Source organism: Alcaligenes sp. Marseille-Q7550 (assembly GCF_965112015.1).
Genome location: NZ_CBCOPU010000002.1, coordinates 633,790 through 660,035 on the forward strand (window position 1 = coordinate 633,790; position 26,246 = coordinate 660,035).

Annotated in this window: 32 protein-coding genes; 12 read left to right on the forward strand and 20 right to left on the reverse strand. The window is 65.2% G+C overall.

The annotated features are described in order from the left end of the window. Nucleotides 1-3 precede the first annotated feature (3 nt). From gspK to ACWPWO_RS12305, 6 genes are all read right to left on the reverse strand, one after another. Nucleotides 4-864 (reverse strand): type II secretion system minor pseudopilin GspK, encoded by an 861-nt coding sequence (gspK, locus tag ACWPWO_RS12280; protein ID WP_454006838.1) that lies wholly within the window; start codon nt 862-864, stop codon nt 4-6. Continuing rightward, nucleotides 861-1,454, reverse strand: coding sequence for a PulJ/GspJ family protein (locus ACWPWO_RS12285; protein WP_454006839.1), 594 nt, complete (start codon nt 1,452-1,454; stop codon nt 861-863). The genes gspK and ACWPWO_RS12285 overlap by 4 nt, the downstream gene beginning before the upstream one ends. Continuing rightward, entirely contained in the window at nt 1,451-1,810 is a 360-nt protein-coding gene (gene gspI / locus ACWPWO_RS12290; protein ID WP_454006840.1) for a type II secretion system minor pseudopilin GspI, read from the reverse strand. The genes ACWPWO_RS12285 and gspI overlap by 4 nt, the downstream gene beginning before the upstream one ends. Beyond that, nucleotides 1,807-2,274: a prepilin-type N-terminal cleavage/methylation domain-containing protein gene (locus ACWPWO_RS12295; RefSeq protein WP_454006841.1), complete on the reverse strand. Its 468-nt coding sequence runs from the start codon at nt 2,272-2,274 to the stop codon at nt 1,807-1,809. The genes gspI and ACWPWO_RS12295 overlap by 4 nt, the downstream gene beginning before the upstream one ends. Nucleotides 2,275-2,278: 4 nt before the next feature. Then, nucleotides 2,279-2,752 (reverse strand): type II secretion system major pseudopilin GspG, encoded by a 474-nt coding sequence (gene gspG, locus ACWPWO_RS12300; protein ID WP_394061280.1) that lies wholly within the window; start codon nt 2,750-2,752, stop codon nt 2,279-2,281. Between the two features lie 155 nt (nt 2,753-2,907). Next, nucleotides 2,908-3,222 (reverse strand): hypothetical protein, encoded by a 315-nt coding sequence (locus tag ACWPWO_RS12305; protein ID WP_454006842.1) that lies wholly within the window; start codon nt 3,220-3,222, stop codon nt 2,908-2,910. Between the two features lie 151 nt (nt 3,223-3,373). Here ACWPWO_RS12305 and ACWPWO_RS12310 point away from each other — a divergent pair, with 151 nt between their 5' ends. Then, entirely contained in the window at nt 3,374-4,498 is a 1,125-nt protein-coding gene (locus ACWPWO_RS12310; protein ID WP_454006843.1) for an HPP family protein, read from the forward strand. A gap of 65 nt (nt 4,499-4,563) precedes the next feature. Here ACWPWO_RS12310 and hppD read toward each other — a convergent pair whose 3' ends face one another. From hppD to aspA, 3 genes are all read right to left on the reverse strand, one after another. Then, nucleotides 4,564-5,640, reverse strand: a complete 1,077-nt coding sequence (gene hppD, locus ACWPWO_RS12315) for a 4-hydroxyphenylpyruvate dioxygenase (RefSeq protein ID WP_394061286.1) — start codon at nt 5,638-5,640, stop codon at nt 4,564-4,566. Nucleotides 5,641-5,888: 248 nt separating this feature from the next. Continuing rightward, the gene (locus ACWPWO_RS12320) at nt 5,889-6,644 is read right to left on the reverse strand and encodes a sulfite exporter TauE/SafE family protein (RefSeq protein ID WP_454006844.1); all 756 of its coding nucleotides are present in this window, start codon (nt 6,642-6,644) and stop codon (nt 5,889-5,891) included. 218 nt (nt 6,645-6,862) lie between these two features. Next, nucleotides 6,863-8,281: an aspartate ammonia-lyase gene (gene aspA / locus ACWPWO_RS12325; protein WP_394061290.1), complete on the reverse strand. Its 1,419-nt coding sequence runs from the start codon at nt 8,279-8,281 to the stop codon at nt 6,863-6,865. 327 nt (nt 8,282-8,608) lie between these two features. On the opposite strand from aspA, the gene ACWPWO_RS12330 reads away from it, so the two are divergent. From ACWPWO_RS12330 to ACWPWO_RS12365, 8 genes are all read left to right on the forward strand, one after another. Then, nucleotides 8,609-8,959 (forward strand): hypothetical protein, encoded by a 351-nt coding sequence (locus ACWPWO_RS12330; RefSeq protein ID WP_454006845.1) that lies wholly within the window; start codon nt 8,609-8,611, stop codon nt 8,957-8,959. A gap of 156 nt (nt 8,960-9,115) precedes the next feature. Continuing rightward, nucleotides 9,116-9,670 (forward strand): MarR family winged helix-turn-helix transcriptional regulator, encoded by a 555-nt coding sequence (locus ACWPWO_RS12335; protein ID WP_454006846.1) that lies wholly within the window; start codon nt 9,116-9,118, stop codon nt 9,668-9,670. Beyond that, nucleotides 9,630-10,418 (forward strand): DNA alkylation repair protein, encoded by a 789-nt coding sequence (locus ACWPWO_RS12340; RefSeq protein ID WP_454006847.1) that lies wholly within the window; start codon nt 9,630-9,632, stop codon nt 10,416-10,418. The genes ACWPWO_RS12335 and ACWPWO_RS12340 overlap by 41 nt, the downstream gene beginning before the upstream one ends. A gap of 7 nt (nt 10,419-10,425) precedes the next feature. Further along, nucleotides 10,426-11,031: a DUF2946 family protein gene (locus tag ACWPWO_RS12345; protein ID WP_454006848.1), complete on the forward strand. Its 606-nt coding sequence runs from the start codon at nt 10,426-10,428 to the stop codon at nt 11,029-11,031. Between the two features lie 21 nt (nt 11,032-11,052). Continuing rightward, nucleotides 11,053-11,649: an NUDIX hydrolase gene (locus tag ACWPWO_RS12350; protein WP_394061299.1), complete on the forward strand. Its 597-nt coding sequence runs from the start codon at nt 11,053-11,055 to the stop codon at nt 11,647-11,649. Beyond that, nucleotides 11,646-12,374: a leucyl/phenylalanyl-tRNA--protein transferase gene (gene aat / locus ACWPWO_RS12355; RefSeq protein ID WP_454006849.1), complete on the forward strand. Its 729-nt coding sequence runs from the start codon at nt 11,646-11,648 to the stop codon at nt 12,372-12,374. Before ACWPWO_RS12350 ends, aat begins: the two co-directional genes overlap by 4 nt. Before the next feature lie 48 nt (nt 12,375-12,422). Beyond that, on the forward strand, nt 12,423-13,145 hold the full coding sequence (locus ACWPWO_RS12360; RefSeq protein ID WP_454006850.1) for an arginyltransferase: 723 nt from the start codon (nt 12,423-12,425) through the stop codon (nt 13,143-13,145). Between the two features lie 20 nt (nt 13,146-13,165). Beyond that, a complete protein-coding gene (locus ACWPWO_RS12365) occupies nt 13,166-14,200 on the forward strand; it encodes a quinone-dependent dihydroorotate dehydrogenase (RefSeq protein ID WP_454006851.1) in 1,035 nt (344 codons plus the stop codon). 110 nt (nt 14,201-14,310) lie between these two features. Here the strand turns inward: ACWPWO_RS12365 and ACWPWO_RS12370 are convergent, their stop codons facing one another. From ACWPWO_RS12370 to ACWPWO_RS12385, 4 genes are all read right to left on the reverse strand, one after another. Continuing rightward, on the reverse strand, nt 14,311-14,937 hold the full coding sequence (locus tag ACWPWO_RS12370) for a phasin family protein (protein ID WP_394061307.1): 627 nt from the start codon (nt 14,935-14,937) through the stop codon (nt 14,311-14,313). Nucleotides 14,938-15,228: 291 nt separating this feature from the next. After that, nucleotides 15,229-15,978 (reverse strand): IclR family transcriptional regulator, encoded by a 750-nt coding sequence (locus tag ACWPWO_RS12375; RefSeq protein ID WP_394061309.1) that lies wholly within the window; start codon nt 15,976-15,978, stop codon nt 15,229-15,231. A 123-nt stretch (nt 15,979-16,101) separates the two neighbouring features. Continuing rightward, nucleotides 16,102-16,911, reverse strand: coding sequence for a competence/damage-inducible protein A (locus ACWPWO_RS12380; protein WP_394061311.1), 810 nt, complete (start codon nt 16,909-16,911; stop codon nt 16,102-16,104). Further along, on the reverse strand, nt 16,901-17,719 hold the full coding sequence (locus tag ACWPWO_RS12385) for an EI24 domain-containing protein (RefSeq protein WP_454006852.1): 819 nt from the start codon (nt 17,717-17,719) through the stop codon (nt 16,901-16,903). The genes ACWPWO_RS12380 and ACWPWO_RS12385 overlap by 11 nt, the downstream gene beginning before the upstream one ends. A 196-nt stretch (nt 17,720-17,915) precedes the next feature. Here ACWPWO_RS12385 and ACWPWO_RS12390 point away from each other — a divergent pair, with 196 nt between their 5' ends. Then, entirely contained in the window at nt 17,916-18,305 is a 390-nt protein-coding gene (locus ACWPWO_RS12390) for a thioredoxin family protein (RefSeq protein ID WP_454006853.1), read from the forward strand. Here ACWPWO_RS12390 and ACWPWO_RS12395 read toward each other — a convergent pair. From ACWPWO_RS12395 to ACWPWO_RS12405, 3 genes are all read right to left on the reverse strand, one after another. Further along, a complete protein-coding gene (locus tag ACWPWO_RS12395; protein WP_454006854.1) occupies nt 18,285-19,652 on the reverse strand; it encodes a DEAD/DEAH box helicase in 1,368 nt (455 codons plus the stop codon). The genes ACWPWO_RS12390 and ACWPWO_RS12395 overlap by 21 nt on opposite strands. Before the next feature lie 114 nt (nt 19,653-19,766). After that, nucleotides 19,767-20,102 (reverse strand): AzlD domain-containing protein, encoded by a 336-nt coding sequence (locus ACWPWO_RS12400; protein ID WP_394061319.1) that lies wholly within the window; start codon nt 20,100-20,102, stop codon nt 19,767-19,769. Beyond that, on the reverse strand, nt 20,099-20,788 hold the full coding sequence (locus ACWPWO_RS12405; protein ID WP_394065845.1) for an AzlC family ABC transporter permease: 690 nt from the start codon (nt 20,786-20,788) through the stop codon (nt 20,099-20,101). The genes ACWPWO_RS12400 and ACWPWO_RS12405 overlap by 4 nt, the downstream gene beginning before the upstream one ends. Nucleotides 20,789-21,146: 358 nt before the next feature. Between ACWPWO_RS12405 and ACWPWO_RS12410 the strand changes: the two genes are divergently transcribed. Beyond that, nucleotides 21,147-21,359: a zinc-finger domain-containing protein gene (locus tag ACWPWO_RS12410; protein WP_454006855.1), complete on the forward strand. Its 213-nt coding sequence runs from the start codon at nt 21,147-21,149 to the stop codon at nt 21,357-21,359. Between the two features lie 106 nt (nt 21,360-21,465). After that, the gene (locus tag ACWPWO_RS12415; protein ID WP_454006856.1) at nt 21,466-22,557 is read left to right on the forward strand and encodes a YheT family hydrolase; all 1,092 of its coding nucleotides are present in this window, start codon (nt 21,466-21,468) and stop codon (nt 22,555-22,557) included. Between the two features lie 6 nt (nt 22,558-22,563). Here ACWPWO_RS12415 and ACWPWO_RS12420 read toward each other — a convergent pair whose 3' ends face one another. The 4 genes from ACWPWO_RS12420 to ACWPWO_RS12435 form a co-directional block, all read right to left on the reverse strand. Next, nucleotides 22,564-24,060, reverse strand: coding sequence for a M48 family metalloprotease (locus ACWPWO_RS12420; protein WP_454006857.1), 1,497 nt, complete (start codon nt 24,058-24,060; stop codon nt 22,564-22,566). 17 nt (nt 24,061-24,077) lie between these two features. Next, a complete protein-coding gene (locus ACWPWO_RS12425) occupies nt 24,078-24,932 on the reverse strand; it encodes a cytochrome c oxidase assembly protein (RefSeq protein ID WP_454006858.1) in 855 nt (284 codons plus the stop codon). A gap of 30 nt (nt 24,933-24,962) precedes the next feature. Further along, entirely contained in the window at nt 24,963-25,304 is a 342-nt protein-coding gene (locus ACWPWO_RS12430; RefSeq protein ID WP_394061329.1) for a hypothetical protein, read from the reverse strand. Nucleotides 25,305-25,687: 383 nt separating this feature from the next. Further along, nucleotides 25,688-26,137, reverse strand: coding sequence for a hypothetical protein (locus tag ACWPWO_RS12435; RefSeq protein WP_454006859.1), 450 nt, complete (start codon nt 26,135-26,137; stop codon nt 25,688-25,690). Nucleotides 26,138-26,246: the final 109 nt, after the last annotated feature.

A 26,246-nucleotide genomic window follows, 5' to 3' on the forward strand; every position in this document is an offset into this window, starting at 1 on the left:
CAATCAACGAATCCAGACAATGCGGCTGCGATCGGGAGCCCGGTGTATCAGGGCCTGCGTCGCCACCCGGCTGTGGTCGAGCCGCAGCTCGCCGCTCAATAGAAACCATTCGCTGCGCACCGCCAGGGCCGCGCCCGCCAGCGGCTGCTGACGCTGCAGACGCGCGAGCACATCAGCCGTATCTCGAAACCAGCCGCCCCGCTCGCGCTGCGCCAGCAGGCTGCGCCACTCCGCCAGGCCGACCTCGGGCTGCAGGGCCGCCAGGACCGGCGCGCTGGCCGTGTTCACGTTCACGGCCACGGCCTGCGGCAGAAACGTCAGGTATGGCGCCAGCCGCGCAGCCTGTTCCTGCTCGCCCGGCAGGAAATCCGCCACATGGCGTGGCCAGGGCCCCTGGCCGGACTGAGCCTGCGCCAGTTGCCGCGCCATCGGCAGCGCCAGCCCTTCGGCTTGCCGCAGACTGCGCAACAATTGCTCCAAGGCCTGCACGGCCGTGGGCTGGATGCGGCCCTGGAGGGCCAGCCCGGCCAGGTTGAACTTGCCCTGCTCGTCCTCGATGCGCCCCGAGAAATACGCCGCGCGCGACTTGTCCGGAGTCTCCACTTTCAACTCTTGCAAGGGCTGGGCCCACAAACCGCCCGCCTGCGTGACGGCCGAACGCTGCGCATCCAGCCTCAACACCAGCAGGCCCCAGTCCAAGGCGCCGCGCAGCAGCCAGCCGGCCTGCAGATGATCGCGCTCGCTGGCCAGCTGCACGGCCAATGAACTTTGCCGCTGCACGATGGCCATGGTCGCCAGCGATACCGCCATGACCACCACAAGCGCGTTGATCACGGCCATCCCGGCCTGGCGCGCCACGCTCATGGCAGCATCACCACTTTGCGGTAGGGGTGCTCGTCGTCTCCAAGACGCAAGGACAACTCGATGCCGGTCGCCGCCGCGCCGACCTCCTGAGGCCAGGGCCAGCTCTGCCAGCCTCGGGCGGGTATCCAGATCCTCAGGCTCCAGGCGCTGACCGGCTCCAGCACGTCGAACAAGGGGCCCGGTTCAGGCAGCGGATAGGCGAGACCGCCCAGTCCCGCCGCGCGTTGCAGGCGGCCGTCCTGAAGACGCCACTGGATCTGCTGCGCGCCCGCGCCTTGATCGGCGCGGCGCTCGATCAGCAACATCGCGGGCCCCTGGCCCTCGGCCTGCCAGCGTATGCTGGCGGGCAGCGCGGCCACCGCTCCGCCTTCGGATTGCGCCGGGGCCTGCACATGCTGCTCCAGGTCCCGCGCCATCTGGGACAGGGCATTGAACAGGGCCCGGGTCCGGGCCGCCTGCGCGCCCAGCTGCTCGTCGGCGCGCAAGACGGCATCCAGGCCGCGCCAGGACATGCCGCTGATCAGGGCGAGGATGGTCAGGCCGACCATCATCTCCACCAGCGTGAACCCATGCTGCACGGCGGGCCTCATGGCAGGGACGCCAGCGGGGCGTGCAGTTCGGCCAGGACGGGCCCTTCGGGCAGGAAGGCCTGCACGGTCACCTGGCGGAAATGGCGATTGGCCGTGGCCAGCACCGTCTGCCGGCATTGCAGGGACAGTTCCCCCTGACGACAGGGCACGGTGGACTGGCCCGGTTCGGGGAACAGCCGGCGCAGGCGCATCTCCGCCAGGACGGCGTCCGCCGCCAGCAAGGCGGCGCTGCGCTGCTGCATGGCCTGGCTGCCGGATGCGCTCAGCCCCAGGGCGCGCAGACCCGCCGTCAGCGCCACGGCGACGATGGCCAGGGCGATCAGCACTTCCACCAGCGTCATGCCACGCTCGCTCATGGCTGCACCGCGAAGCGGCCGTTGACGTCGCTGCGCACATGAAGCACCTGGCGCCCATCGTCCAGCTCGAGCCGGCGCGGCGCCGACAGCCATTCATTGACGAACAGCCAAGGCCCGGCGGGCTCCATGCGTACTCTCAAGGCCTGGGCGCTCCAGCGGCGCTCCGGGAACAGCTGTGCAAAACGGTCGCGGTCCCGCGCGGCGCCTGCCTGCGCCCCCGGCGTCGCGACCGCTGCGGCATGCAGGCGGAAACGGTAGCCCTGCGCATCCGCCGTCCAGGACACGGCATGCCCGCTCTCGCGTACATAGGCCTGCGCCTGGGCCAATCGCAGGACAAGCTGCCGGGCATCGCCCTGCACGCCCTCGGCCCGGTCCAGGACCAGCACGCTCAGGCCGGCCGTGCTGACAATGCCCACGATCAGCAGCACCACCAGGGTTTCGATCAGGGAGAATCCCCGCTGCACGGCATCAGTCCCAATTGCCTATGTCCGCGTCGGTCCCTTCGCCTCCCGGCCGGCCGTCCGCCCCCAGCGAGAACACATCGATCTCGCCGCGTACGCCGGGCTGCAGGTACTGGTACGGATTGCCCCAGGGGTCCTGAGGCAGGCGGTCCATGTAGGGACGCCAGTTGCGGGGTTCCGGAGGCTGGGCGGGCCGTTCATGCAGGGCGGCCAGCCCCTGCGCCGTGGATGGATAGCGGCCGTTGTCCAGCCGGTACAGTTTCAGGGCCTGCGTCAGGGCCGCGATGTCCTGACGGGCGGCTACGATGCGGGCCTGATCGGGCCTGTCCATCAGGCTGGGCACCACGAGCGCGGCCATGATGCCCATGATGACCACGACCACCATGACCTCGATCAGCGAAAAGCCCTTCTGGGGATGGGGCCGGCACGGCGGCGCGGACGGCCTGCCTTCTTTCTGTTGTAGTGTGTAAATTCGAAACATGAATTATGCGGACGAAGTAAAAAACCCGGCGGGCTTGTCATACGGGCTTCATGGGCCACGCTCAAAATAGCTGCGGCATGGGCAGCCGACTGCGGCTGCCTGCCGAACCTCGATGGAACGCAGTCTAGATGGGTATTATTTCCGCCATATTTCCGTCATATCTGTGGGTGCGCCTGTGCCAGGCCGGCATCGCGCTGGCCCTGGGCGCACTCGCCCTCGATCTCTGGCTGCCGGCCGGCCCGCCCATCCCCCTGCTCAACGATACGCCCGCCGAGCGCCAGGGTACGCAGGCGCTCGCCTCGTGGTTCGGCGGCGCCACGGCGCTGCCGGAGCTGCGCCTGCATGGCATGATCACCAGCGCCGGCAGCGGCGCCGCCTTGCTCGGCATCAACCAGCAGCCGGTCCGCGCCTATCGCCAGGGGCAGGAGCTGGCGCCGGGCGTGGTGCTGCATTCCCTGCAGCGCGATCACATCACCGTCACCGTGGACGGTGTTCCACAGTCCGTGGCGACCGAACGGCGCGCGCGCCGGCCGGCGACGGCATCCGGCGCCTGCCACGGCCCTGAGCGCCGCCTGATCGGAGTATCATTGCCGACTGGTTCCGTCCTTCATCCCCTCCGGCATGACCGCTTCACTCCGCCACTGGCTTTCCTGCCTGCGCCCCAGATCGCTGGCCATTCCCCGCACCGAGATGCTGCGCGCCACCCTGGGCGCCACGCTGGGCGTGCTCATCACTTCCTGGCTCAGCCTGTCCTTCGCCAATTATGCGGAGGCCCACCACTGGCTGGTGGCCTCGCTGGGCGCCAGCGCCCTGCTGATCTTCCTGGTGCCCACCAGTCCTCTGGCCCAGCCCTGGAACATTCTGGCCGGCAACCTGGTCGGCGCGCTGACCGGCATCACCTGCGCCATCCTGCTGCCTCATCCCATCGCCTCCATCTCCGTGGCCGTGTGCGTGGCCATGCTGCTGATGCTGGCGCTGCGCTCCGTACATCCGCCCAGCATCGCCATGGCCGTGTTCCCGGCGCTGAACGGCATCCAGGACTACCATTTCGCCGTCTTCCCGGTGCTTTTCGATTCCTGCGTGCTGGTGCTGCTGGGCATGATCTACAACCGCCTGACCGGCGTGCCCTACCCGCCGTCGCTGAAGATCCATGCGCCGCCCTCCCACACGACGCCGCGCTTCATCGACCAGGACTACGACGCCGCCCTGAGCCACTACAACCAGACCCTGAACATCAGCCACGACGACCTGGAAAAACTGGTCGGCTTCGTGCACCAGTCCGCCTTTCGCCGCAACCTGGGCACCCGGCGCTGCGCCACGCTGATGAACGCCTCGCCCGTCACCTCCCAGGCCGACATGCCGCTGCAGCAAGCCTGGGACCTGATGCGCGAACGCAACATCAAGGCCCTGCCCGTACTGGACCAGGACGGACACGTCATCGGCATCCTGACCCTGTCGGACTTCCTGAGGCGCGCCGGACTGGACAAGCCTGACACCCTGCGCCAGCGGCTGCGCCACTTCCTGTCCCCTCGACAGCGCCCGGCCCCCACCGTGGCCGACGTCATGACCACGCCGGTCGCCACGGCGAACCAGAACATGTCGGTAGCCGACCTCATCCCCCTGTTCAGCCAGGGCCGCCACCGCCACATGCCCATCGTGGACGACGAGCGCCGCCTGGTCGGCATGATCACCCAGTCCGACCTGATGCTGGACCTGTACCGCCTCCTGCAGCCGCCGGTGCGTTGACATTTTGCACAGCCCCCCAAAAAAAACCGCCCCGAAGGGCGGTTTTTCATGGGCTTGCCGATGGGCTATTCCGTTTTCAGGACGCCGCGGCGCAACTGGTCGCGTTCGATGGATTCGAACAGCGCCTTGAAGTTGCCTTCGCCAAAGCCGTCGTCGCCCTTGCGCTGGATGAATTCGAAGAACACCGGCCCGAGCAGGGTCTCGGAGAAGATCTGCAGCAGCAGGCGGCGCTGCCCGCCTTCGGAGGTGCCGTCCAGCAGGATGCCGCGGCTTTGCAGTTCGGCGGTCGGCTCGCCATGGCCGGGCAGGCGGCCTTCCAGCATTTCATAGTAGGTCGCGGGCGGCGCCGTCATGAAGCGCATGCCCAACGCCTTGAGCCTGTCCCAGGTGCCGATCAGATCGTCCGTCAGGAAGGCCACGTGCTGGATGCCTTCGCCGTTGAACTGCATCAGGAACTCTTCGATCTGGCCCGCGCCCTTGGAGGATTCCTCGTTCAGCGGAATGCGGATCTTGCCGTCGGGCGCGGTCATGGCCTTGGAGGTCAGGCCCGTGTACTCGCCTTTGATGTCGAAGTAGCGGATCTCGCGGAAATTGAACAGGCGTTCGTAGAACTGGGCCCAATAGGCCATGCGGCCGCGGTAGACATTGTGCGTCAGATGATCGATGTACTTCAGGCCCGCGCCCTCGGGGTGGCGGTCCACGCCGTCCAGGTAGACGAAATCGATGTCGTAGATGGAGCTGCCTTCGCCATAGCGGTCGATCAGGTACAGGGGCGCGCCGCCTATGCCCTTGATGGCGGGCAGGCGCAGTTCCATGGGGCCGGTGGGAATGTCCACGGGCTGGGCGCCCAGCTCCAGGGCGCGCTCGTAGGCCTTGTGCGCGTCGCGCACGCGAAAGGCCATGCCGCAGGCCGATGGGCCGTGCTCGGCGGCAAAATAAGCGGCGTGGCTCTTGGGCTCTTCGTTCAGGATCAGGTTGATCTCGCCCTGGCGGTACAGCGAGACTTTCTTGGAGCGGTGCACCGCCACTTTGGTGAACCCCATCATCGCGAAGACGGGTTCCAGGACGCCGGGCGTGGGGGCGGCGAATTCAATGAATTCAAACCCCATCAGACCCATGGGGTTGTCGAACAGATCAGTCATGTGAGACTCCAACTGCTTGGGCTAGGTGAAAAAACGCGGACGCTCGGGTCAGGCTTTTTCGGGGGGCGCGCAGGACACTCCCCGCACACTGCGCGCCAGGTGATCGCCGAACAACAATTGAAACCCCAGAACTCTCATGGGCTCTGCTCCAGATGGCAGGAGGGCGAAATGCGCTCCCGATGCCGATTCTCATTATGACGGCCAAACCGCGTCCGGCGCCATAGAGCATTACCCTAGCGTAAAGACGCCTAGTCCAGCCTGGCCAGCACCGGCGGCAAGGCGGAAGCCAGCATGGCCACGCCCGAGAGCGTCAGCAGGCTCAGGACGATGACGCGAAATGCCTGCTGGCTGATCCCCACATACAGGCGCGCGCCGGCCAGCACCGGCAGCACCACGGCCAGCACGACCACGGCGATGGCCGGCAGCATGCCGGGCTGTATGGAAGACGTGGCCAGGTAGGCCAGCAGGGTCACCGACAGGGTGGCCAGGTTGAAGTTCTGGATCACGGCGCGCTGCTCGTCCTTGGGCAGCCCCGTCATGGTGGTCCACAACGTCGGGATCACGCCCGTGAAGCCGCCCAGGCCGCCCATCACCCCGCCGGCCAGGCCCGCCAGGCCGTCCACAGCGCGGCTGCGCACCGGAACCTGCCCCAGGCGGCCGGAAACCAGCATGATAGGACACCAGATCACCATCAGCGCACCCAGGAACACCTTGAAGAGCTGGGCGTCGAGCATGGGCAGCAGCCACGTCCCCAGGGGCACGCCCAGCACCCCGCCCGCCAGGAACGGCATCAGCGTTCCCCAGTACGAAGCCCGGCGGCGGGTCAGCGCGGCCAGCATCTGGCCCGTCCAGGCCCCGCAGACCGCCAGGGCCGCGGCCAGCTGCGGCTCCAGGAACCATGCCCAGAACGACATGGCCACCAGGCCGAAGGCAAAGCCCGACAGGCCCTGCACGAACCCGGCCAGCACGGCGCCGACCGCCACCACACCATAAAAGGACTCCATCTGTGCCGCTCCCCCATCGCCAGCAATGCCAAACCTTACCATGCCCGCACGTTTGCGCCAGGCATAAAAAAAGCCTCCCGTCAGGAGGCATTTTCAGGCCGACACGGAAAAGATCCGGGCTTGTCCACCTCGGCGCCTGCATGCGCCTCGGATTCGCTAGGCGTAGAACAGTCAGCAGTGACTGTTCTGCGTCCGAGCTCATCCACGCAAGGCCTGTTTCAGACTGGATCGGCAGCGCGCAGGTCTCGCGGCTGGATCAGCAACTCGGCGCGCAGCGCTTCGTTCAGTTCCTCGGCGCCCATCAGGCCGCGCTTGAGCACGACGTCGCGGATATTGGTGCCGGTGTTGAAGGCCTCGGCCGCCACGGAGGTCGCCGCCTTGTAGCCGATGAACGGATTCAGGGCCGTCACCAGGGAGATCGAACGCTCGATGTTGACTTCCAGGCATTCGCGGTTGGCGGTGATGCCGACCACGCAGAACTTGGTCAGCGTATCGCAGGCATTGGTCAACAAGGACATGCTGCGGAACAGGGAGTGCGCGATCACGGGCTCGAAGGCATTGAGCTGCAGCTGGCCGGCTTCGGCCGCCATGGTCACCGTCATGTCGGCGCCGATCACTTCGAAGGCCACCTGGTTCACCACTTCCGGAATCACGGGATTGACCTTGCCGGGCATGATGGAGGAGCCGGCCTGTACGGCGGGCAGGTGGATTTCGCCCATGCCGGCGCGCGGGCCGCTCGAGAGCAGGCGCAGGTCGTTGCACAGCTTGGACAGTTTGACGGCCGTGCGCTTGAGCACGCCGGACAGGTGCAGGAAGCCGCCGCAATCCTGGGTCGCCTCGATCAGGTCGCCTGCCACCCGCAGCTCCACGCCGGAAATATCGGACAGGTAGGAGACGGCCAGCGCAGCGTAGTCGGGGTGCGCCGTGATGCCGGTGCCGATGGCCGTGCCGCCCAGGTTCACGTCGCACATCAGCTTGCGCGACTCTTTCAGGCGCACGATGTCTTCATTGACCATGGTGGCGAACGCCTTGAACTCCTGGCCCAGGGTCATGGGCACGGCGTCCTGCAACTGCGTGCGGCCGATCTTCATGTAGGAAGAAAATTCCTCGGACTTGGCCAGAAAGGCGTCGCGCAGGCGCTCCATGGCTGCGAAGAGAGGGTCCAGCGAGCGGTAGGCCGCGACGTGCAGGGCCGTGGGGTAGACGTCGTTGGTGCTTTGCGCCATGTTCACGTCTTCGTTCGGATGCAGGTACTGATATTCGCCGCGCTTGTGGCCCATGCTCTCCAGCGCGAGGTTGCAGATCACCTCGTTGGCGTTCATGTTGGTGGAGGTGCCCGCGCCGCCCTGGATCATGTCGACCACGAAATGCTCGTGCAAGGCGCCGTCGGCCACGGCCCGGCAGGCGGTCACGATGGCGTTGTGCTTCTCTTCGCTGAGCAGCCCCAGTTTGAAGTTGGCCTGGGCGGCGGCCTGCTTGACCATGGCCAGGGCTTTAATCAGTTCCGGGTAGGTAGAAATCGGCGTACCGGTAATGTGGAAATTCTCCTTGGCGCGCAAGGTGTGAACACCATAATAGACTTCGTCGGGGACTTCACGGTCACCCAGTAAATCATGTTCGATACGGAACTGACTCATAATTCCTTCGTTTCCTTAATAACGATAGCAAAGTTTTTCTGACACGCTTCATGTCCGGGCCCGGCGTTCAAGCGAACCAAAGCCCTGCCATTTCTTGCGAACTTGGCAGGGGCTCGGGGACATGCTGGCAAATACCGCAAGGAACCTTCGGAAAATGCTTATATCCGGTTCCTGAAAGCAAAGGCCCGTCAAAAACGGGCCACTTTGCAATCTGCTGCGCGGAATGAATGGTCCAACCGCCTTGTTTGAAGGCATCGTCGAGCTCGGGAAGCGCTGTAACCATTGTAAACGCCGGACGCAGGACCGCCAGGCCGTTTGCCGTTTTTCTTGCACAAAGAGGGGCTTGCACGCGCCTGCCTGACGGCGGCGCATCCGGCCGCGCCCCTGTGCATGGGCGTCCCGCCGCCTGTCCCTCATCCCGCGCAGCCCCGTCCGGCGTTGCATGATTGCATCACTTCTCAGGCCCGCGCACCTGGACAAACGCGCCTGCAAGCGAAAACCTGGCTGGCGCAAGGCCCGCGGCGCCTGCGCCAAAGCGGCGGCGCGGCGCTTGCGCCTCCCTACAGCCGCTTACGAAATTCCCTTATCCATTCCGATACAAAACCTAAACCGTCGGTGCTTAAAAAAACAGGTTTTATTTTACTAAATGAAAATTTTACATCAATAAAAGATGTTTAAATCAGAAAAAATGAAATTCAAAAACAAGACAAAAAATCCACAAAAAAAGCAGCCGCACAGGAATAAACGAAAACAATCCGCGCGTCGCCCGGTTTTGTTGTTCTTTTCCAGGACGTTTACTGATTCAACCGCGACCTACTGATTTGGCACGGCACTATGAACCTACTTGAACTGAAATACCAGACCATCCTGGCTGAAACCCAACGTCAGGCGCATCCCAAGGCTCAGGATGTGGAGCTTTGCCTGCGCATACTTTCATTGGCCTCGAGCATCAACCGGGCCTCCAGCGCCTTGCTGAATGACTTCGGCCTGTCCGAAGGCCGCCTGATCCTGCTGTTCCTGCTCAGCCGCCATCCCGACGGGCTGAGTCCGGCGCTGCTGGCCGAGCAGGCCGGCGTGACCCGGGCCACCATCACCGGGCTGCTCGACGGCCTGGAACAACAACAATTGCTGATTCGTCAGAACAACAGCGCCGATCGTCGCGTACTGACCGTCAAATTGACTGAAGCGGGACAGGAATTGTGCGATCATTTACTGCCTTACTATACGGAATGGCTTTCCGGCGTCTTTACCTACTTACCAGAAGAGCTGCGCCAACGCCTGTCCAGTCTGCTGTCCGAGGCTCTACAGGGCAACGTCCTCGAGGACAAAACTGACAAACCATTCATCCATGACCCACACACCAGCGCGCAAAGGAGCTACCCGGCTTAGGGATATTTCCCCGTCCCTGCTGCAAACCCTCAATGCAGGCCAGGTGCCCAGCGCGACCCTTGTCGAGGCGCTCGCCATCGATCACGCCGTACTGGCCCGGCATGCCTTGCCCGACCTTTCGCCCCATTCGCTGAACGCCGCGCTCAAGGCCCAGCAACTGGGCATACTGCAGCGCATGAAGCAGATGGCGAACGTGCTGCTGGCGCAATACGGGCAAGGCATCACCGCTTATCTGCAGACCCACGTGTCCGATACCGTGCGCGGCTGGGCATGCTTCATCATCGCCGAGCTGCCGGCGCTCTCGCTGCGCGAAAGACTGGACAAAATAGCCCCGCTGGCCAACGACGAACATTTCGGCGTGCGGGAATGGTCCTGGCTGGCCTTGCGCCCCTACGTCGTTGCCGCGCCATCCCTGGCGGTGGAGCAGTTGCGCGACTGGAGCCTGTCTCCGTCCGAGCGGCTGCGGCGCTTCAGTTGTGAAATCCTCAGGCCGCGCGGCGTCTGGTGCCCGCACATCGCCGACTTCAAGATCAATCCGGCGGCGGCGCTGCCCATCCTGGAAGCCCTGCGCAACGACAGCTCCATCTATGTCCAGGACTCCGTGGCCAACTGGCTCAACGACGCCGCCAAATCCCAGCCTGAATGGGTGCGCGCGCTCTGCCAGAGCTGGGCCCAGGAAACCGTGCCCGAGCACGCCCGCGCCGCCTTGCGCGTCTTGCAGCGTGCCCAGCGCAAGCTGGTCCACTGAGCCGGCCATGGATGAAGCAGTCATCCGGGCCATGCGGAAATGGCCGGACGTGCCGGCAGTCAGCGGCTGGCTGTCCCTGGATCATGCGGGACGCTGGCTCCACCACCCTCGCGGCGATGCGTTGCAGCATCCGCCGACCTCGGGCGAACTGATCACGCACGCCGGACTGCTCGACTTCCTGAACCGCAACTATCAGGCCGACGAACAGGGACGCTGGTACGTCCAGAACGGCCCCCAGAAAGTATTCGTGCGCCTGGACGGCGCCCCCCTCGTCCTGCATCTGGCGCCCGACGGCGTGCATCTCCAGGATCAGGCCGGGCAGCTGGTCGAGCAGGTGCTGGCGTGGTACCTGAGCGCACAGGGCTGGCTGTATCTCCAGACGCAGCGCGGCCCGGCCCTGCTGGCCGGCCGCGACCTGCCTGCCCTGGCGGATCAATTGCACGACGGCCGGGGCCGGGGGCTGGGCGACCTGGACACAGGCCGGCCGCAGCGCAGCGAGGGCTGGCGCACGTCCGCCTATCCAGCGCCCCGCCCCCTTGTCATCTGGTCCGCAGCCGTGTCCCCCGCGCGGGAATTGGCGTATATTGCATTCCCAGAGACAGATCCCATTTGAACCGTCCACCGAACTGTTTGCATGACCCAGCCTTCCGCCTCCTTTTATTTCCCCGCGCCGCGCGCCCAGAATTTCTGCAGTCAATGCGGAGCCAAGCTGTCCCGCCTCATCCCGCCCGATGACAACCGCATGCGCGATGTCTGCGAACACTGCGGCGCCGTGCACTACCAGAATCCGCGCAACGTGGTCGGCATCGTGCCCATGTGGGGCGAGGATCAGGTTCTGCTGTGCCGCCGCGCCATCGAACCGCGCTACAACACCTGGACCCTGCCCGCCGGATTCATGGAGCTGGGCGAAACCCTGGCGCAGGGCGCCCTGCGCGAAATGGGCGAGGAAGCCGGCGCGCAGGTCGAGCCTGGATCGCTTTTCACGGTCATCAGCGTGCCGCACGCCGAGCAGGTGCATGTGTATTTCCTGGCCACGGTCACCAGCGAGGTCCTGGACCCCGGTCCCGAGACCCTGGAGGCGCGCTTCTTCCACCTGGACGAAATCCCCTGGGACAATCTGGCCTTTCGCACCGTCTCGGCCACCTTGCAGCGTTACGTGCAGGATCGTCGCGCGGGCCGCTTCCAGATCCACGAATTCGATATCGCGCAACGCGAACACAACCGGCCATGACGCTTGTCTGGGTCGCCCCGGACCAGGCCCTGCCCAGCCCCGCGCAGGCCACGCCTGAAGGGCTGGTCGCCGCCGGACTGGACCTGAGCGTGCCCCGCCTTCTGGAAGCCTACAGCCAGGGCATGTTTCCCTGGTACAGCCCGGGCGACCCCGTGCTGTGGTGGTGTCCCGACCCGCGCATGGTCCTCGATGTCCGGGAATTCCGCGTCTCGCGCTCGCTGGCCAAGAAGCTGCGCCAGATCCGTCGCCGCCAGCACGAACCCGACGCTCCCGTCGCCGTCACTTGCAACCAGGCCTTCGACCAGGTGATCGCTCATTGCGCCGCGTTGCGAGCCAAGGCCGGCACCTGGATCAGCGCCGAGATCCGGCAGGTCTACGGGGCCCTGCACCGCGCCGGCCACGCCCACAGCATCGAGACCTGGATGGACGGCCAGCTGGCCGGCGGCCTGTACGGCGTCAGCCTGGGCCGCTTCTTCTTTGGCGAATCCATGTTCGCGCTGCGCACGGACGCCAGCAAGATCGCCCTGGCCCATCTGGTGGACTTCCTGCAGGGCGCCGGCGTGCGCCATATCGACTGCCAGCAGGAAACCCGGCACCTGGCCAGCCTGGGCGCCCGTCCCGTGCCTCGGGACGATTTTCTGAACGCCCTGGCCCGGGCGCTGCCCGAAACGCCGCCTTCCTGGCCGCAGGGCCGCATGCGCCTGCGGGAAGAGCCCGCTTGCTAGCTCAACGCGGGCGTCCCATAATGGATCTGTCACGCATGGTAGATCCGCATGAGCCACCCCAAAGCACCCAGTCCCCAGACGCTGCAGTTTTACTCCACCGCCAGTTACGGATGCAGTTATCTGCCTGACCACCAGGCCCGCTCGCTGGTTGCCGCGCCCTCCCACCTGATCAACGACAAGGTGTATTCCAAACTGGTCCAGCAGGGGTTCCGGCGCAGCGGCACCTTCACCTATCGCCCTTATTGCGACCAATGCCAGGCTTGCCAGCCCCTGCGCTGCGACGCACTGCATTTCCATCCGGACCGCACGCAGCGCCGCACCCTCAAGCGGCACGGCACGCTGCAGGCCCGGGTTCTGCCCCTGCACTGGAACGCCGATCACTACGAGCTGTACCGGCGCTATCAGTCCAGCCGGCACCCCGGCGCCGGCATGGACGAAGACAACCAGTCCCAGTACGCGCAGTTCCTGCTGGCCAGCCACGTCAGTTCCCGCCTGGTCGAATTCCGCGATCCGGTCGGCGTGCTGAAGATCGTCTCCGTCATCGATCTGCTGCAGGACGGACTGTCGGCCGTCTACACCTTCTTCGATCCGGACGATGCAGGCAGCCTGGGCACCTACGCCATCCTCTGGCAGCTGGAATACTGCCGCCAGGAATCCCTGCCCTGGCTGTATTTGGGCTACTGGATCGAAGAAAGCCGTAAAATGACGTACAAAACCCGCTTTCGCCCCTACCAGCTGCTCGTCAACGGCCGCTGGGAATGGCCGGCCTAACGTCCTTCTCATCTGCCCGCATGTCCGCCTTATTCAGCCTCTATCCTCTGACTCGACGGGTGCTGCTCAGCCTGGATGCCGAACACGCCCACGAACTGACGCTCAAATCCCTGCATTGCGCCCACAGCACTCCGCTGCTGGGCTCGCTCCTGAAAGACCTGCCCGCCAGGCCGCTGACACTGATGGGGCTGACCTTGCGCAACCCTGTGGGCCTGGCGGCCGGCCTGGACAAGAACGGCGCGCACATCGATGCGCTGGGCGCATTGGGTTTCGGCTTCGTGGAAGTGGGCACCGTCACGCCCAAGCCCCAGCCCGGCAACCCCAAGCCGCGCCTGTTCCGCCTGCCCGGCTCCAATGCCCTGATCAACCGCTTCGGCTTCAACAACCACGGCCTGGACACCTTCATCCAGAACGTGCGCGGCAGCCGCTACCGTTCCCAGGGCGGCATCCTGGGCCTGAATATCGGCAAGAACGCCACCACCCCCATCGAGCAGGCCCAGGACGACTACCTGACCTGCCTGCGCGCCGTCTATCCCCATGCCGACTACGTGACGGTCAACATTTCCTCGCCCAACACCAAGAATCTGCGCGCCCTGCAGGGCCAGGACGAGCTGGCCCGCCTGCTGGGCGCGCTGCAGGACTTGCGCAGGCAACTGGCCAACGAGCACGGCCGCTATGTGCCCATCGTGGTCAAGATCGCGCCCGACCTGGACCAGGACCAGATCGACGCCGTCGCCGACACGGTTCCCGGCCAGGGGCTGGATGGCATCATCGCCACCAACACCACGCTGTCCCGCGAGGCGGTGCAGGGCCAGCCCCATGCGCAGGAACAAGGCGGGCTATCGGGCCCTCCTGTGCACGAACTGTCCCTGAAGGTCATTTCCCGCCTGCGTGAACGGCTGGGGCCCGATTTCCCCATCATCGGCGTGGGCGGCATCGAATCAGGCCGTCAGGCCCAGGAAAAAATACAGGCCGGCGCCCAGGCCGTGCAGTTGTACACCGGCCTGATCTACAAAGGCCCGGCGCTCATTTCGGAGTGCGTGCGCGCCCTGTAAAGCCTCATGCGCAGGCGGGGCCTTGGGCGTGCGCCCGCCCGCGGCGACAAAAAAAGCCAGCTCGATGAGCTGGCTTTTTCCATCCTGGCCCGAAGGCCGGACGGCATGGCTTAGTTGGCGTTGGCGCCGCGGCGGTTGCCGGCGGCAGGGGCGGCTGCGGCGGCAGCCGAAGCGGCGGCTTCAACCGACTTGCTGCCGGCTTCGCTGACCTGGGCAGCCGCTTTCAGGCTGGCGTTGGTGGCGGCCTGGATGTTGTTGTCGGCGGCGTCGACGGCCTGACGGGCTGCCTTGACCACGGTTTCGGCGGCATTGGATGCCGTGGCGAAGGAGGTCTTGAGCAGGGCCACGGCGCTTTCCGTGCCGGTAGGCGCGTTCTTGGCCAGTTGATCGATGGTTTCGGTGACGTGCTGCTGGCCCTGGGCAATCTGGGACTCGGCGATGCGGGACAGGTTCAACTGGACGTTGGAGAAGATGTCGTACACGCTCTTGCCGTACTGCAGAGCTTTTTCGGCATTGGGCTGCACCACGCTTTGCGTCAGGGCGACCACGTCCTGCACGTCCTTCACGTTGATGGCCTGCTGGGACTTGCTGGCGGCATCTTCCAGGGAAGAGCGCAGGATGCTCAGGTTCAGGTCGATCAGTTTTTCAAAGCCTTGGAACAACTGGCCTTGCACGGCGAACAGATTGTCCAGGGTTGCTTTTTGGGTTTCCAGTACGTTTTGTGGAATTGCGCTCATGATGTTTTCCTCGGTGGTGCGCCGCCGTGGATCAGACTGGCGCTAAGTTTGGAGACAGGAAATAGCAGACTTCGGTCTAAGAAGGCCCGGCCCATTCACTGCTACACAAGGCAAACCTTCCATGTTGCACCGCAACAATTTCAATGTAAAACCAAATCAGGTCAATGTCAATGAAATTTGCTGCGCCGCAACATAATAATGTTCATAAGGGCTTTCTTATTTGAGTATACGCAGCCCGGATGACAGGAAAAAGACAACAGAACAAGCACTTAAGCCGGACCGGCCGCCATTCTAGTGCTGCCCGTCGTACCCCAGCGTCTCGGAGATCTTGGCCGCCGTGGACATCAGGATGGGGATCCATTCGTCGTGCATGCGCTCGGCCGGCGCGGACAGGGACAGGCCGGCCAGCAGCTTGCCGGTGTCGTCGTAGACGCCGGCCGCGATGCAGCGCACGCCCATCTCCAGTTCTTCGTTGTCGCGCGCATAGCCGTGACGGCGCACCTGCGCCAGTTCGCGCTCCAGCGTATCGAGCTGGGTGATGCTGTTGCGGGTCGCGCCGGCCAGGCCGGTGCGCATGACGTAGGCGCGCACCTGCCGCGGCTCCCAGGAGGCCAGGAACAGCTTGCCGGTGGAAGTCAAATGCAGCGGCGCATGGCCGCCGATGGCGCGCACCACCTGCATGCCCGAGCTTTCGCTCCAGGAACGCTCCACATAGACGATCTCGTCGCCCTGCTGCAGCGACAGATTGACGGTCTGTCCGGTCAGCTTGTGGAGTTCGCGCATGGGCTCCAGCGAGGCCGCGCGCACGTTCAGCCGCCCCTTGACCAGCGAGCCCAGCTCCAGCAGGCGCATGCCCAGCCGGTACAGGCCGCTGTCCACGCGTTCCACGTAACGGCCCACCACCAGATCATTCAGGATGCGGTGAGTGGTGGACGTGTGCAGGCCGGTGGCCGCAGCCAGGTTCTTCAGCGCAACGGGCTCGGACTGCTTGGCCAGCTCGTCCAGAAGAATCATGGCGCGCTCCAGCACCTGGATGGACATCTGGTTTCCGTTGGCGGCGGCAGCGCTTTGGGTCGTAGAAGAGCTTGTTGTCATTGTTGGTAGGGATCTTTGATGCAGCGCAACAATTCCCATAATATGGAACGGAGTCCGACTTGGCAAGCCCTATTTTTGCATGGGCGTCAGACTTCCGCCTAGATCCAGAACCTGCTGCCTGAGGTAGTCCAGCGCCTGGGTGGCCTGGTCCGGATCGCCCTTGACGCCCAGGTCGATGTACGGCTGGCCGCCCGTCTCGCCCACGCTGGGCAGGCTGAAGGCCTTGACGCCCGGCCATTGCAGCTCCAGATGCTCCAGGGCGGGCGTGATGCGCGACTCGGGCAGGTTGAAGGCCAGAAAGGAGTGCTCCACGCGCTGTACCTGGTGGTGCAGCGACTGGTAGCGCGTGTCCAGCGTCCATTCCATCATGGGCCAGGCCATGACCGGGAAACCGGGCATGAAGGTGTGATTGTTGATGAAAAACCCCGGAATCTTGTTGTACGGATTGGGGACGATGTCCGCGCCCACGGGGAACACGCCCATTTGCAGGCGCTGCTGGTTCTCGGGCAGCGTCATGTCGGCGCTGCCTTGCCCATTGCGCTCATTGTCGGCGCAGCGCTCGGCGATCAGCAGCGCCGCCTCGGGATGCAAGCGCAACTCCACCCCCAGCGCCTTTGCCGCCGCCTGGCGGGTCTGGTCGTCCGGCGTGGCGCCTATGCCGCCGCAGCAAAAGACGATGTCCGGGGTGGCGAAGCTGCGCTTGAGCACGGCGGCAATATCGTCCAGGTCGTCGGAAACGATCTCGGCGCCGTTCAATTGCAGGCCGCGCTGGGACAGCAATTCGATCAGCTTGGAAAAATGCTTGTCCTGGCGACGACCCGACAGGATTTCGTCGCCTATGATGATCAAACGGATTTTCTGTTGGCCTTTATTGCTCATGGTCGATGACGGGATGCGAAGCGGTTGACACGGCCTGGCGGCGCAGGCGCCGCAGGTTCTCCAGGGAAAAATGGGCGAATACCAGCGCCGAGAACACCGGCAGCACCAGCCAGGCGGGCGGCAGCAGATTCAGCACGGCGAAGGTCAGGCCGATCAGCCAGTATTGCCGGTTCAGGCCGCTCCACAACAGGCGGCGCTCACGCACGTCCGCGTGCTCGACCAGCGAGTCCACCTTCAGGATGCGGGTCAGGGCGAACACCCACCAGAGCACGGGCAGGATCAGGGCAAAGGGCGGAAAGATCCACAAAGGCAGCGTCACCAGCCAGCCGACCACGAACAGCACGCCCACCCACACGCTGTTCCAGACGCTGTAGACCGTGGCGTTATGGCCGTGCTTGAGCACGTCCGGATAATCCTTCTGCTGCAGGTGCCCCAGCACCAGCGGCATGACCAGCACCGCCGCGATCACCAGCCCGACGGCGCCGGCCAGAGGCAGGAGAATGCCGATGGCCAGCAGCGGCACCAGATACAGCTTGATGGAGAACAGGCCCAGGCCGATCAGCCACTGGTCCACGCTTTCGAAGGCATTCCAGTCGCTCAGGACCTGTGTCAGCCAGCCCTGGATGGGAGTCCAGAGCAGCCAGGTCAGCAGGACCAGGCCCAGCAGCATGATGGCGAACGGCATGACCAGAGCCAGCAGCATGCGCGGCTGCAGTTGCGACACCAATGCTCGCTTGAAGGCGGTGGACACGCTGAACCAGCCTCCCGGAATGGCAGGCATGGTCGAAAAGGAAGAAGAATCGGACATAAGGCTCCTGCTGGGCAAGATGAAGAACGCCGGCCTTGCGGCCGGAGCTTTTTCGCAACGATATGGGGGCGCTCAGGGCGCCGCATCGGCGCAGGCCCGCTCGACCCCGCCGCGAGCGGCGAGGCTGGCGCGAAGGCGCGCAGCCGATTACCCGGTTATCATAGACATAGTCACTTCGCTTTGTCTGTATGAAATTATGGCCCTGTTCAACGCCCACCTCGAACTGCCGGCGCTGGCCCGGCACCTGCAAGAGCACCCCGACGCCCTGCTGGTCGCCTGCTTCTGCGCCGACTGGTGCAAGACCTGCAAGCAGTACCAGCCCGCCTTCGAGGCCCTGGCCGAGCAATGGCCCCAGGCCTGCCTGGTCTGGATCGACATCGAGGAAAAACCCGAGCTGCTGGGCGATGAGGACATCGAGGACTTCCCCACCCTGCAGGTCCAGAATGAAAATGGGACCGTGTTCTACGGTCCCATGCTGCCCCACATCGAGCATCTGGAGCGGCTGCTGCGCAGCGTGTCGGCGCAAAGCGCCACCGTGCCGGGCGGTCCGGGCGATCTGCGCGCCCTAGTAGCGGCCGCCGCCTAGCAGCACGCCCACCGAACGCTTGCGCGGCGCATTGCTGCGCACGGCGGCGGGCTTGGCCGGCGCGGCGGTGGAAGGCTCGTAAGGCTTCAGGAAGAACTCGTCCACCGGCGGCGTGCTGGGCTGGTAGGAACGGCGCTCGCCGCGCTCATGGCGGCCGTTGCGGCTGCCCGACGAAGCCGAGGGCAGTTCCAGGCGGCCGCGCGGCACGGCGGAGCCGATCAGCTTCTCGATGTCCTGCAGCAGGTTCTCCTCGTCAGGCGACATCAGGGCGATGGCTTCGCCCGAGGCGCCGGCGCGGCCGGTGCGGCCGATGCGGTGCACATAGTCTTCCGCATTGTAGGGCAGGTCGAAATTGATCACGCAGGGCACGCCGGCCACGTCCAGGCCGCGGGCGGCCACGTCGGTGGCCACCAGCACGTCCACCTTGCCGCCCTTGAAGGCGTCCAGCACCTTCATGCGCTCCAGCTGGCTCTTGTTGCCGTGGATGGATTCGGCGCGTATGCCTTCGCGCTCCAGGTAGCGGGCCAGCTGGCCGGCGCCGATCTTGGTGTTGGAAAAGACGATGGTCTGCGTCAGCTTCTTGGTCTTGACCAGGTGCACCACGGCGCGGCGCTTGTCGTCCGCGGGCATGGGGTAGATCAGTTGCGTGACCGTGGAGGCGGTCGCGTTGCGGGCGGCCACCTCGATCTCCACGGGCTCGTTCAGGAAGGAGCGCGCCAGCTTGCGGATTTCCTTGCTGAACGTGGCCGAGAACAGCAGGCCCTGGCGATTCTTGGGCAGCAGGCTGACGATGCGATCCAGGTCGGGCAGAAAGCCCATGTCCAGCATGCGGTCGGCCTCGTCCAGCACCAGGATGCCCACCTGGCTCAGGTTGACGGTGCGCTGCTCGATGTGGTCGAGCAGGCGGCCCGGCGTGGCGATCACGATTTCCACGCCCCCGCGCAGCGCTTCCTTCTGGGGACCGATGTCCACGCCGCCGAACACCACCGCGGAACGCAGCGGCACGGACTTGCTGTAGAGCGCAATGCTTTCGGCGACCTGGTCGGCCAGTTCGCGGGTCGGCGTCAGCACCAGGGCGCGCACGGGGTGGCGCGCCGGCGAGGCGCTGGTGTTGGCATGAGCCATCAGCCGGTTCAGGATGGGCAGCGAGAATGCCGCGGTCTTGCCGGAGCCGGTCTGGGCGGCGCCCATGACATCACGTCCGGCCAACACCACGGGAATGGCTTCCGCCTGGATCGGCGTGGGCTTGGAGTATCCCGCGTCCAGCACGGCGCTCAGGATTCCAGGGTGCAGACCGAAATCAGCAAAAGTAACGGTATCGGAGGTCGGAGAAGTTTTATCTGTCATGTACGCAAAAATTCGGCTTGCTCATGATTGGCAAGCATTTGTAACAACCCTATTTTAGCTTATGCCCGCCGGTCCAACAGAGGAAAGCGGACATGAACCATCGGATTTGTGGCGTCAGGCCACGACGGCGCGAATCAGCCAGAAAGCCAGCATGCCGGCCACGATGACCCATACGGCATTGCGGGTACGGATGAACACCAGCACGGCGACCAGGCTGGCCAGCGCTTTGATATCCAATCGGGGAGTGTCGCCGGGCGCCCAGGGCAGAAGCTCCGGCACGATGATCGCCACCAGGGCGGCCACCGGAGCATAGCGCAAGGCGCGCCGCATACGCTCGGTCAGGGGCAGCAGGTCGCCGAACATGAAATAGCCGGTACGGGTCAGCAGGCTGCACAACACCAGCAGGGCGATCGCACCCAAAACGTACCAATCATACTGCCAATCGCTCATCGCCGTGCGTCCCTGTGCCGTTGCAGTTGTTCTGCCGCCACGCCCGCGAGCACTCCGCCGAGCACCGCGGCCACCAGCCCCAGGCGCAGGGGCAGCAGCTGGCCGACCCAGGCAATGGCTCCGGCCGTCAGCAGGCAGGCCCACATGGGCCGGTTGTTGACCAGCGGGATCAGCAGCGCAAGAAGGGCCAGGATGGCCGCGAACTCCAGCGACCACGAGGTAGGCACATAGGCGCTGAGCACGATGCCCGCCAGCGAGGCGAGCTGCCAGCTCACCCAGCCCGGCAGGATGATGCCCAGGTAATACCACAGATGCTCGCGCGAACCTCGTTCCTTGGCGTCGCCGTAGCGCGACATGAACAGCACGAACACCATGTCGCTGGTGATGTAGCCCAGCCCCAGGCGCCGCTTCCAGTCCAGGTGGCGGAAAAACGGCTGCAGCGCGGCGCCGAAGATGATGAAGCGGATGTTGACGATGAAGCCCGCCGCGAAGATCAGCCACAGGGGCGCGTGCGACTCGATCAGCGGCAGGGCCGTCAGCTGGGCGGAGCCGGCGTAGACCAGCAAGGTCATCAAGGTGGCTTCCAGGCCGCTCAGGCCCGACTTGACCATGGCCACGCCGGTCACGAAGCCCCAGACCACCGTGGCGATCAGGGCCGGAATGAAATCGATGAATCCTTCGCGCATGTTGACGCGGTCCTGGGGACCGGGCAACAGGCGGGATATTTTCGTGAAGGCCTGCACGCCCCCTCCTGATGCGGGATGTCCGCGCGGCCCGGGCCGCTGCGGCTATTTTGCTTATGGTTCGTTATTTTAGGAGTAAAACCGCCGCTGGCGGCGCCCGGCTCCCAAATTGTCCTCCGGCCGCTCCATGGCTGCTGCACATCGGCCTGTGTCGTCCTTTGGCACGTGTTCACGAAAAACACGCGCCGTCTTGGTACAATCTTCAGATTGTGCACCCGGGAAACGGCGGCGCCAGGCGCGCCTGCCGTCCGCCGTGCCCCTACCTTGCCTATCCGTTGGTCTATCGTTTTTCAGGAACCCTATGAGCGCCGCTATCGAACCCAAAAAAGCAGAGCACGAACTGATCATGGTCGGAGCTGCCGACCTGCCCGTGCACTGCCCTGGTCCCCAGGCACCGCTTTGGAGCATGCATCCGCGCGTGTACATCGATATCAGCAAGACCGGCGAAGCCGCCTGCCCCTACTGCGGCGCCCGCTACCGCCTGAAAGAAGGCGAGAAAGTCCACGGCCACTGATCCATCCGGTTGCATCGTTGGACCCCGCCCCCTCCTTCACTCCGCCCCTGACGGCACGGGCCATGCGCGCGTCGTCGGGCGCGCGCACCTGCGGCGGCGCCTGAACATGAGCGCTCGCCTGGATACCAGCACCTGCCCCCTGCCCGCCTGGCTGCCGGGCGGACACCTGCAGACCATACACAGCGCGTTCTTCGCCCGCCATCACCATATCGCCTTCGTGCGCCAGCGCCTGGATACGCCGGACGGCGACTTCCTGGACCTGGACTGGACCGGACCCGGACTGTTCGCCGACAAGCTGGCCAACGGCGCCACGGCCCATGCCGACGCCCATCTGTCGCGCACCGCCGCGCGGCGCTGGCTGCAGCCCGAAGACTGGGCCAGCCTGCCCTCCAGCGCGGATACCCACGCCCTCGTCCTGTTCCACGGCCTGGAAGGCAGCAGCCGCAGCCACTACATCCAGGCCATCGCCCAGTATTTCCGGGCGCGCGGCTGGGTCGTGGTGGTCGCCCACTTCCGGGGCTGCTCGGGTTTTCCCAATCGCATGGCTCGCGCCTACTATTCGGGGGACTCGGAGGAAGTCAGCTTCATCCTGGACTCGGTGCGCAGCCACCTGCCCAATGCGCGCTGGCACGCGGCCGGCACGTCGCTGGGCGGCAACGCCATGCTCAAGTTCCTGGGAGAGGCGGGCGACAAGGCGGGCTGGCTGCAGGCCTGCGCGTCCATTTCCGTGCCGCTGGACCTGGTGACCTGCGGCCGTTACCTGTCCGAATCACGCATGGGGCGCTGGTTCTATTCGCCCTACTTCCTGAAGACCATGCGCACCAAGCTGCAGGACAAGGCGCGCCGCTTTCCGGGCCTGATCGATACCGTGCGCCTGGCCCAGGCGCGCACGCCGCGCGAATTCGACGACATCTACACCGCCCCCATGCACGGCTTTCGCAATGCGCTGGACTACTGGACCCGCGCTTCCAGCAAGCCGCTGCTGCCCGACATCCGGGTGCCCACGCTGGTGCTCAACGCCCGCAATGACCCTTTCGTGCCGCAGTCCTGCCTGCCCGGCGTGCAGGACTGCTCGGACTCCATCCTGCTGCATCAGCCCGCCGAAGGCGGGCATGTGGGTTTCACCACGGGCCGTTTTCCCGGCAATATGGGCTGGCTGCCCGCCCGGCTGGCCCGTTTCTTCGAAACGCGCGGCTAGGTCCGATCAGGAGCGGAAACGCTCCAGCAGCGCCCTTTCATTCTCGACCCGTTCACGCAATTGCCGGATCTGCGTATCCAGCTCCGATTGCTGGTAGAAGTCCGTGGTCAGGTTGCGCGCCTGCTGCAGCTGTTCCACCGCGGTAGGCAGCGCGCCCACCAGCTGGTAGTACTCCGCCATGGCGCGGCGCGCCTTGACCCCGTCGCCCAGGCGATCATAGGTCTGCGCCAGCAGCTGGTGCAGGCGCGGCACGTCGGGCCATTGCTCGATGAGCTGCAGCAGGAAACGCTGCGCCTGCTCGTTCTGGCCCGCCTGCTGCAACACCTGCACATACGCCAGGGCCGCACCCTGGCTGCGCGGCCAGCGCTTCCATGCTTGCTGGGCCCGGGCCTGGGCGGCCTGGCGATCGCCCGCCGCGATCTCCACGCTGACCGCCAGGGTGTCCAGCTCCGGGGCCTGGTAGCGCCCCTGCCCGCCTGCCTGGGCCAGCAAGGCCCGGGCCTGATCGTAATCCTGCCGCCCCATGGCGATGTAGGCCAGGCCATACAGGGCGGCGGACCGCTCGATGCTGTCCTGCTCCTGCCGCGCGCTGCTCTGCAGGCTCTGCTCCACCTCGCGCAGGGCCTGGCCCGCGCCGGCCTGCATGATCATCAGCTTGGCGCGCACATACCAGAACGATGGCGAGTCCTGATACCCCGAGGCGGGCACGCCGCGGACCCGGTTCTGGATGTCGGACTCGCGCTGCTGGGACAGTGGGTGAGTGCTGGCGTACTCGTTCGCGCTGGCGCTCTCGTTCAGGCGCGAGGCCGAGGCCAGGCGCTGGAACATGCGCACCATGCCCTGCGGTTCGTAGCCGGCCTTGGTCAGCATCTCAAAACCGACCCGATCGGCTTCCTGCTCGGCCTGGCGCGAGAACCCCAGTTGCCGATCCACGGCGGCGGCCTGCCCGAAGGCGGCCGCCCCCATGGCCAGGTCCCCGCTGCCCGCCAGCGCGCCCAGCAAGGCGCCGGCCAGGGCGGCGATCATCAGGTGATTGCTCTGGGCGCTCTGGGTGATGCCGCGCGCCACATGACGCTGGGCGACGTGCGCGATTTCGTGCGCCAGCACGGAGGCCAGCTCCGACTCGGACTGCGACGCGGTGATCAGCCCGCTGTGGATGCCGATGTAGCCGCCCGGCAGGGCGAATGCGTTGATGCTGCTGTCGCGCAAGGCGAAGACGGTGACCGGCTGCGCCATGGCCGGCCCATGGCGCGCCAGCTTGCGCCCCATGTCCGTCAGGTATTGGTTGATGTCGGAATCGGCCACGTAGTCCGGCGAGCGGCGCCCCTGCTCCATGATGGCATTGCCCAGCGTCCGTTCCAGGGAGGGCGACAATTCCGCGCCGGAAGCGGCCCCCATGGAAGGGATGCCCATGGGCTGGGACTGCGCGGGCGCGGCCAGGCAGGCGGCCAGCAGCAGCGCCAGACCCGTGCGCGCCAGATGTAAAACAGGTTTGAACAACATTCGAACTCCCAACAGGATCAACTGGCGGCCGCCGACGCGGTCGCGGCGCGGCGACGAGGTTCGGGCCGGCGGTGGCGGGCGGACAGGCGCATCAGCGTGCCCAGAGCATAGAGCAGGCCGAAGACTTCGACCAATCCCGCCAGCACCCACATGATCAGGCCGCCCATGACCTGGTCGGCCACGGCGTCCATGCCCGGGATGGCCCGGCCGCAGAGGTCAAAAATGGGGTAAAGGTCGTATTCGGTGAAGGTGATGATGGCGCCCACGACCATTTGCGGCACCATGGTGATGACGGGCGACAGACTGCGCCAGCCCACGGACAGCCGGGCCGGCGGAGAAGGCCGGCGATCCAGGATGAGGTTCCAGTACAGAATGCCGCTGATGACCACCGACCAGTTCATGAGCCGATACAGGCGCCAGTCCAGCATGGAATAGAACTGCACCACGGGCAGCATCCACACCAGCACCAGGAACACGAACAGGAAGGCCACCAGCACGGGATTGGTCAGTACGGCCTGCACCCGACGACCGGATGGACGGCGCAGCCAGTCCGCCAGGCGGCGGCGCCAGGCCAGGGGCAGGCCCGCGCGCAAGGTCTGGCCCGGATAGGCTCCCATCAGGAACAGCGGGCCCAGGTGATGCAGGATCAGGTGCTGGGCCCGATGGATGAAGAACATGCGCTCGGCGTAGTAATCCAGCCGGGTGTGCAGGGACAGGTACAGCAGGATCAGGCCGACCCAGAAAAAACATTGGCGCAGCCGATTGGGCCGGTGCACGCGCAGCCCCCTGACGTACAGCACGATGACCAGCAGAAAGGTCGCCAGCAGTACGGGAGAGAACTCCCAGGGGGTCAGCCAGTCTATCAGGGTCATGAATGCGCAATCCGGAAAACCAGTTGCGACTTAGTTTATAGCAATACGCTCGCGGCCTGCCCACCTGACGTTCAGCACGCCCGGGTAATCACGGATGAGCCGTGCGCGCTGCATCAGCTCGGCCCGCAGCTCAGGCGGGCAGGTCAGGGTGACGCAGGCCTGGGCGGTATCGTGGGTGTCGGAGTGATCGACTTCCAGATTGGCCACCCGTATGCCGGCGGTGTTCAGGTCGGAGTAGATACGGCGCCGCACCTGGGCAAGGTCGCCGCGCGGGCAGACCACCGTCAGGCGGGACACGGAAAGGTTGTTGCGCGCACGGGCCGTGGAGGCCTGGATTCCGGCGCGACGCAGAAAGAGATCAAAAATACGCATGCATTCCTCCTCTTGCGCATGAGACATGCGGCATATCAGGATGCGGAAGCCTGAAGGCCTCCTAAGGACGGAATGGCGGGATTTCGGGCGGCGCAGAAAAGCCGCCGGAGAAAAGCCACGCCCTGAATTTCCCAGGACGCGGCAAGCTGTGCATGAATCAGCGGGCCTGGACGCGCCTGGACGTCAACATGTCGAAAACCATTCGACTGGGACTGTCGCCGGGGTCGGAATTCACCACACAGCTCCTATGAAATGAAAGAACCCATATTGTAGCGTAGGCAAGCCTTCTCCACAAGGGAAAACCCCAGGCGGAAAGTTTGTAAGCCTTTGTTTTACAACAGCCTTGCCGGTGGCGCCATTCGCGTTTTTTTCGTGAACAGATTCTAGTAGACCCAGGAGTCCAGCCAGCCCAGGTGGCGATACAGGGCCAGGACGATGATGGCCAGCCAGTACAGGCTGATATTGACGAAGGCGACGGCGCCGGCGATGGCGGTGAGGACGCTGGGCCAGCCATGGCTGTTCCGCCCCCCGCCCTGCGGGTTGTAGACGGCGTCAAAGCGCGCCGGATCGCGCAAGGCCAGGATCACCGCTTCCAGGATGCCGGCCGTCACCGGCACGATGAGCAGATGCACGAAGATATTGTCCCACCAGGTATCGGCGACCAGGACTCCGGCCGCCATCAGCATCGTGTAGGCCAGCGGCAGCCACCACAGCCGCCGCCCCAGGTACAGCCCGTGCGCCCCCAGGGAGCCGAAAAACAGGGCCAGCAAGGCGGCCAGGGTCTTGTTGCGAAAACGCGAAGCCTGTTCGAGATGCAGTGTCTGTGGGGACATGGGCAAAATCCGAGCCGGGGCCTGGGCGGCCGTTGCGCAAGACCGCCGTGTCCCGCGGGGCCTTCCCCTGCGGGCCGTCGCGGCGGTCGCCTTCCCGTACAATACCCGA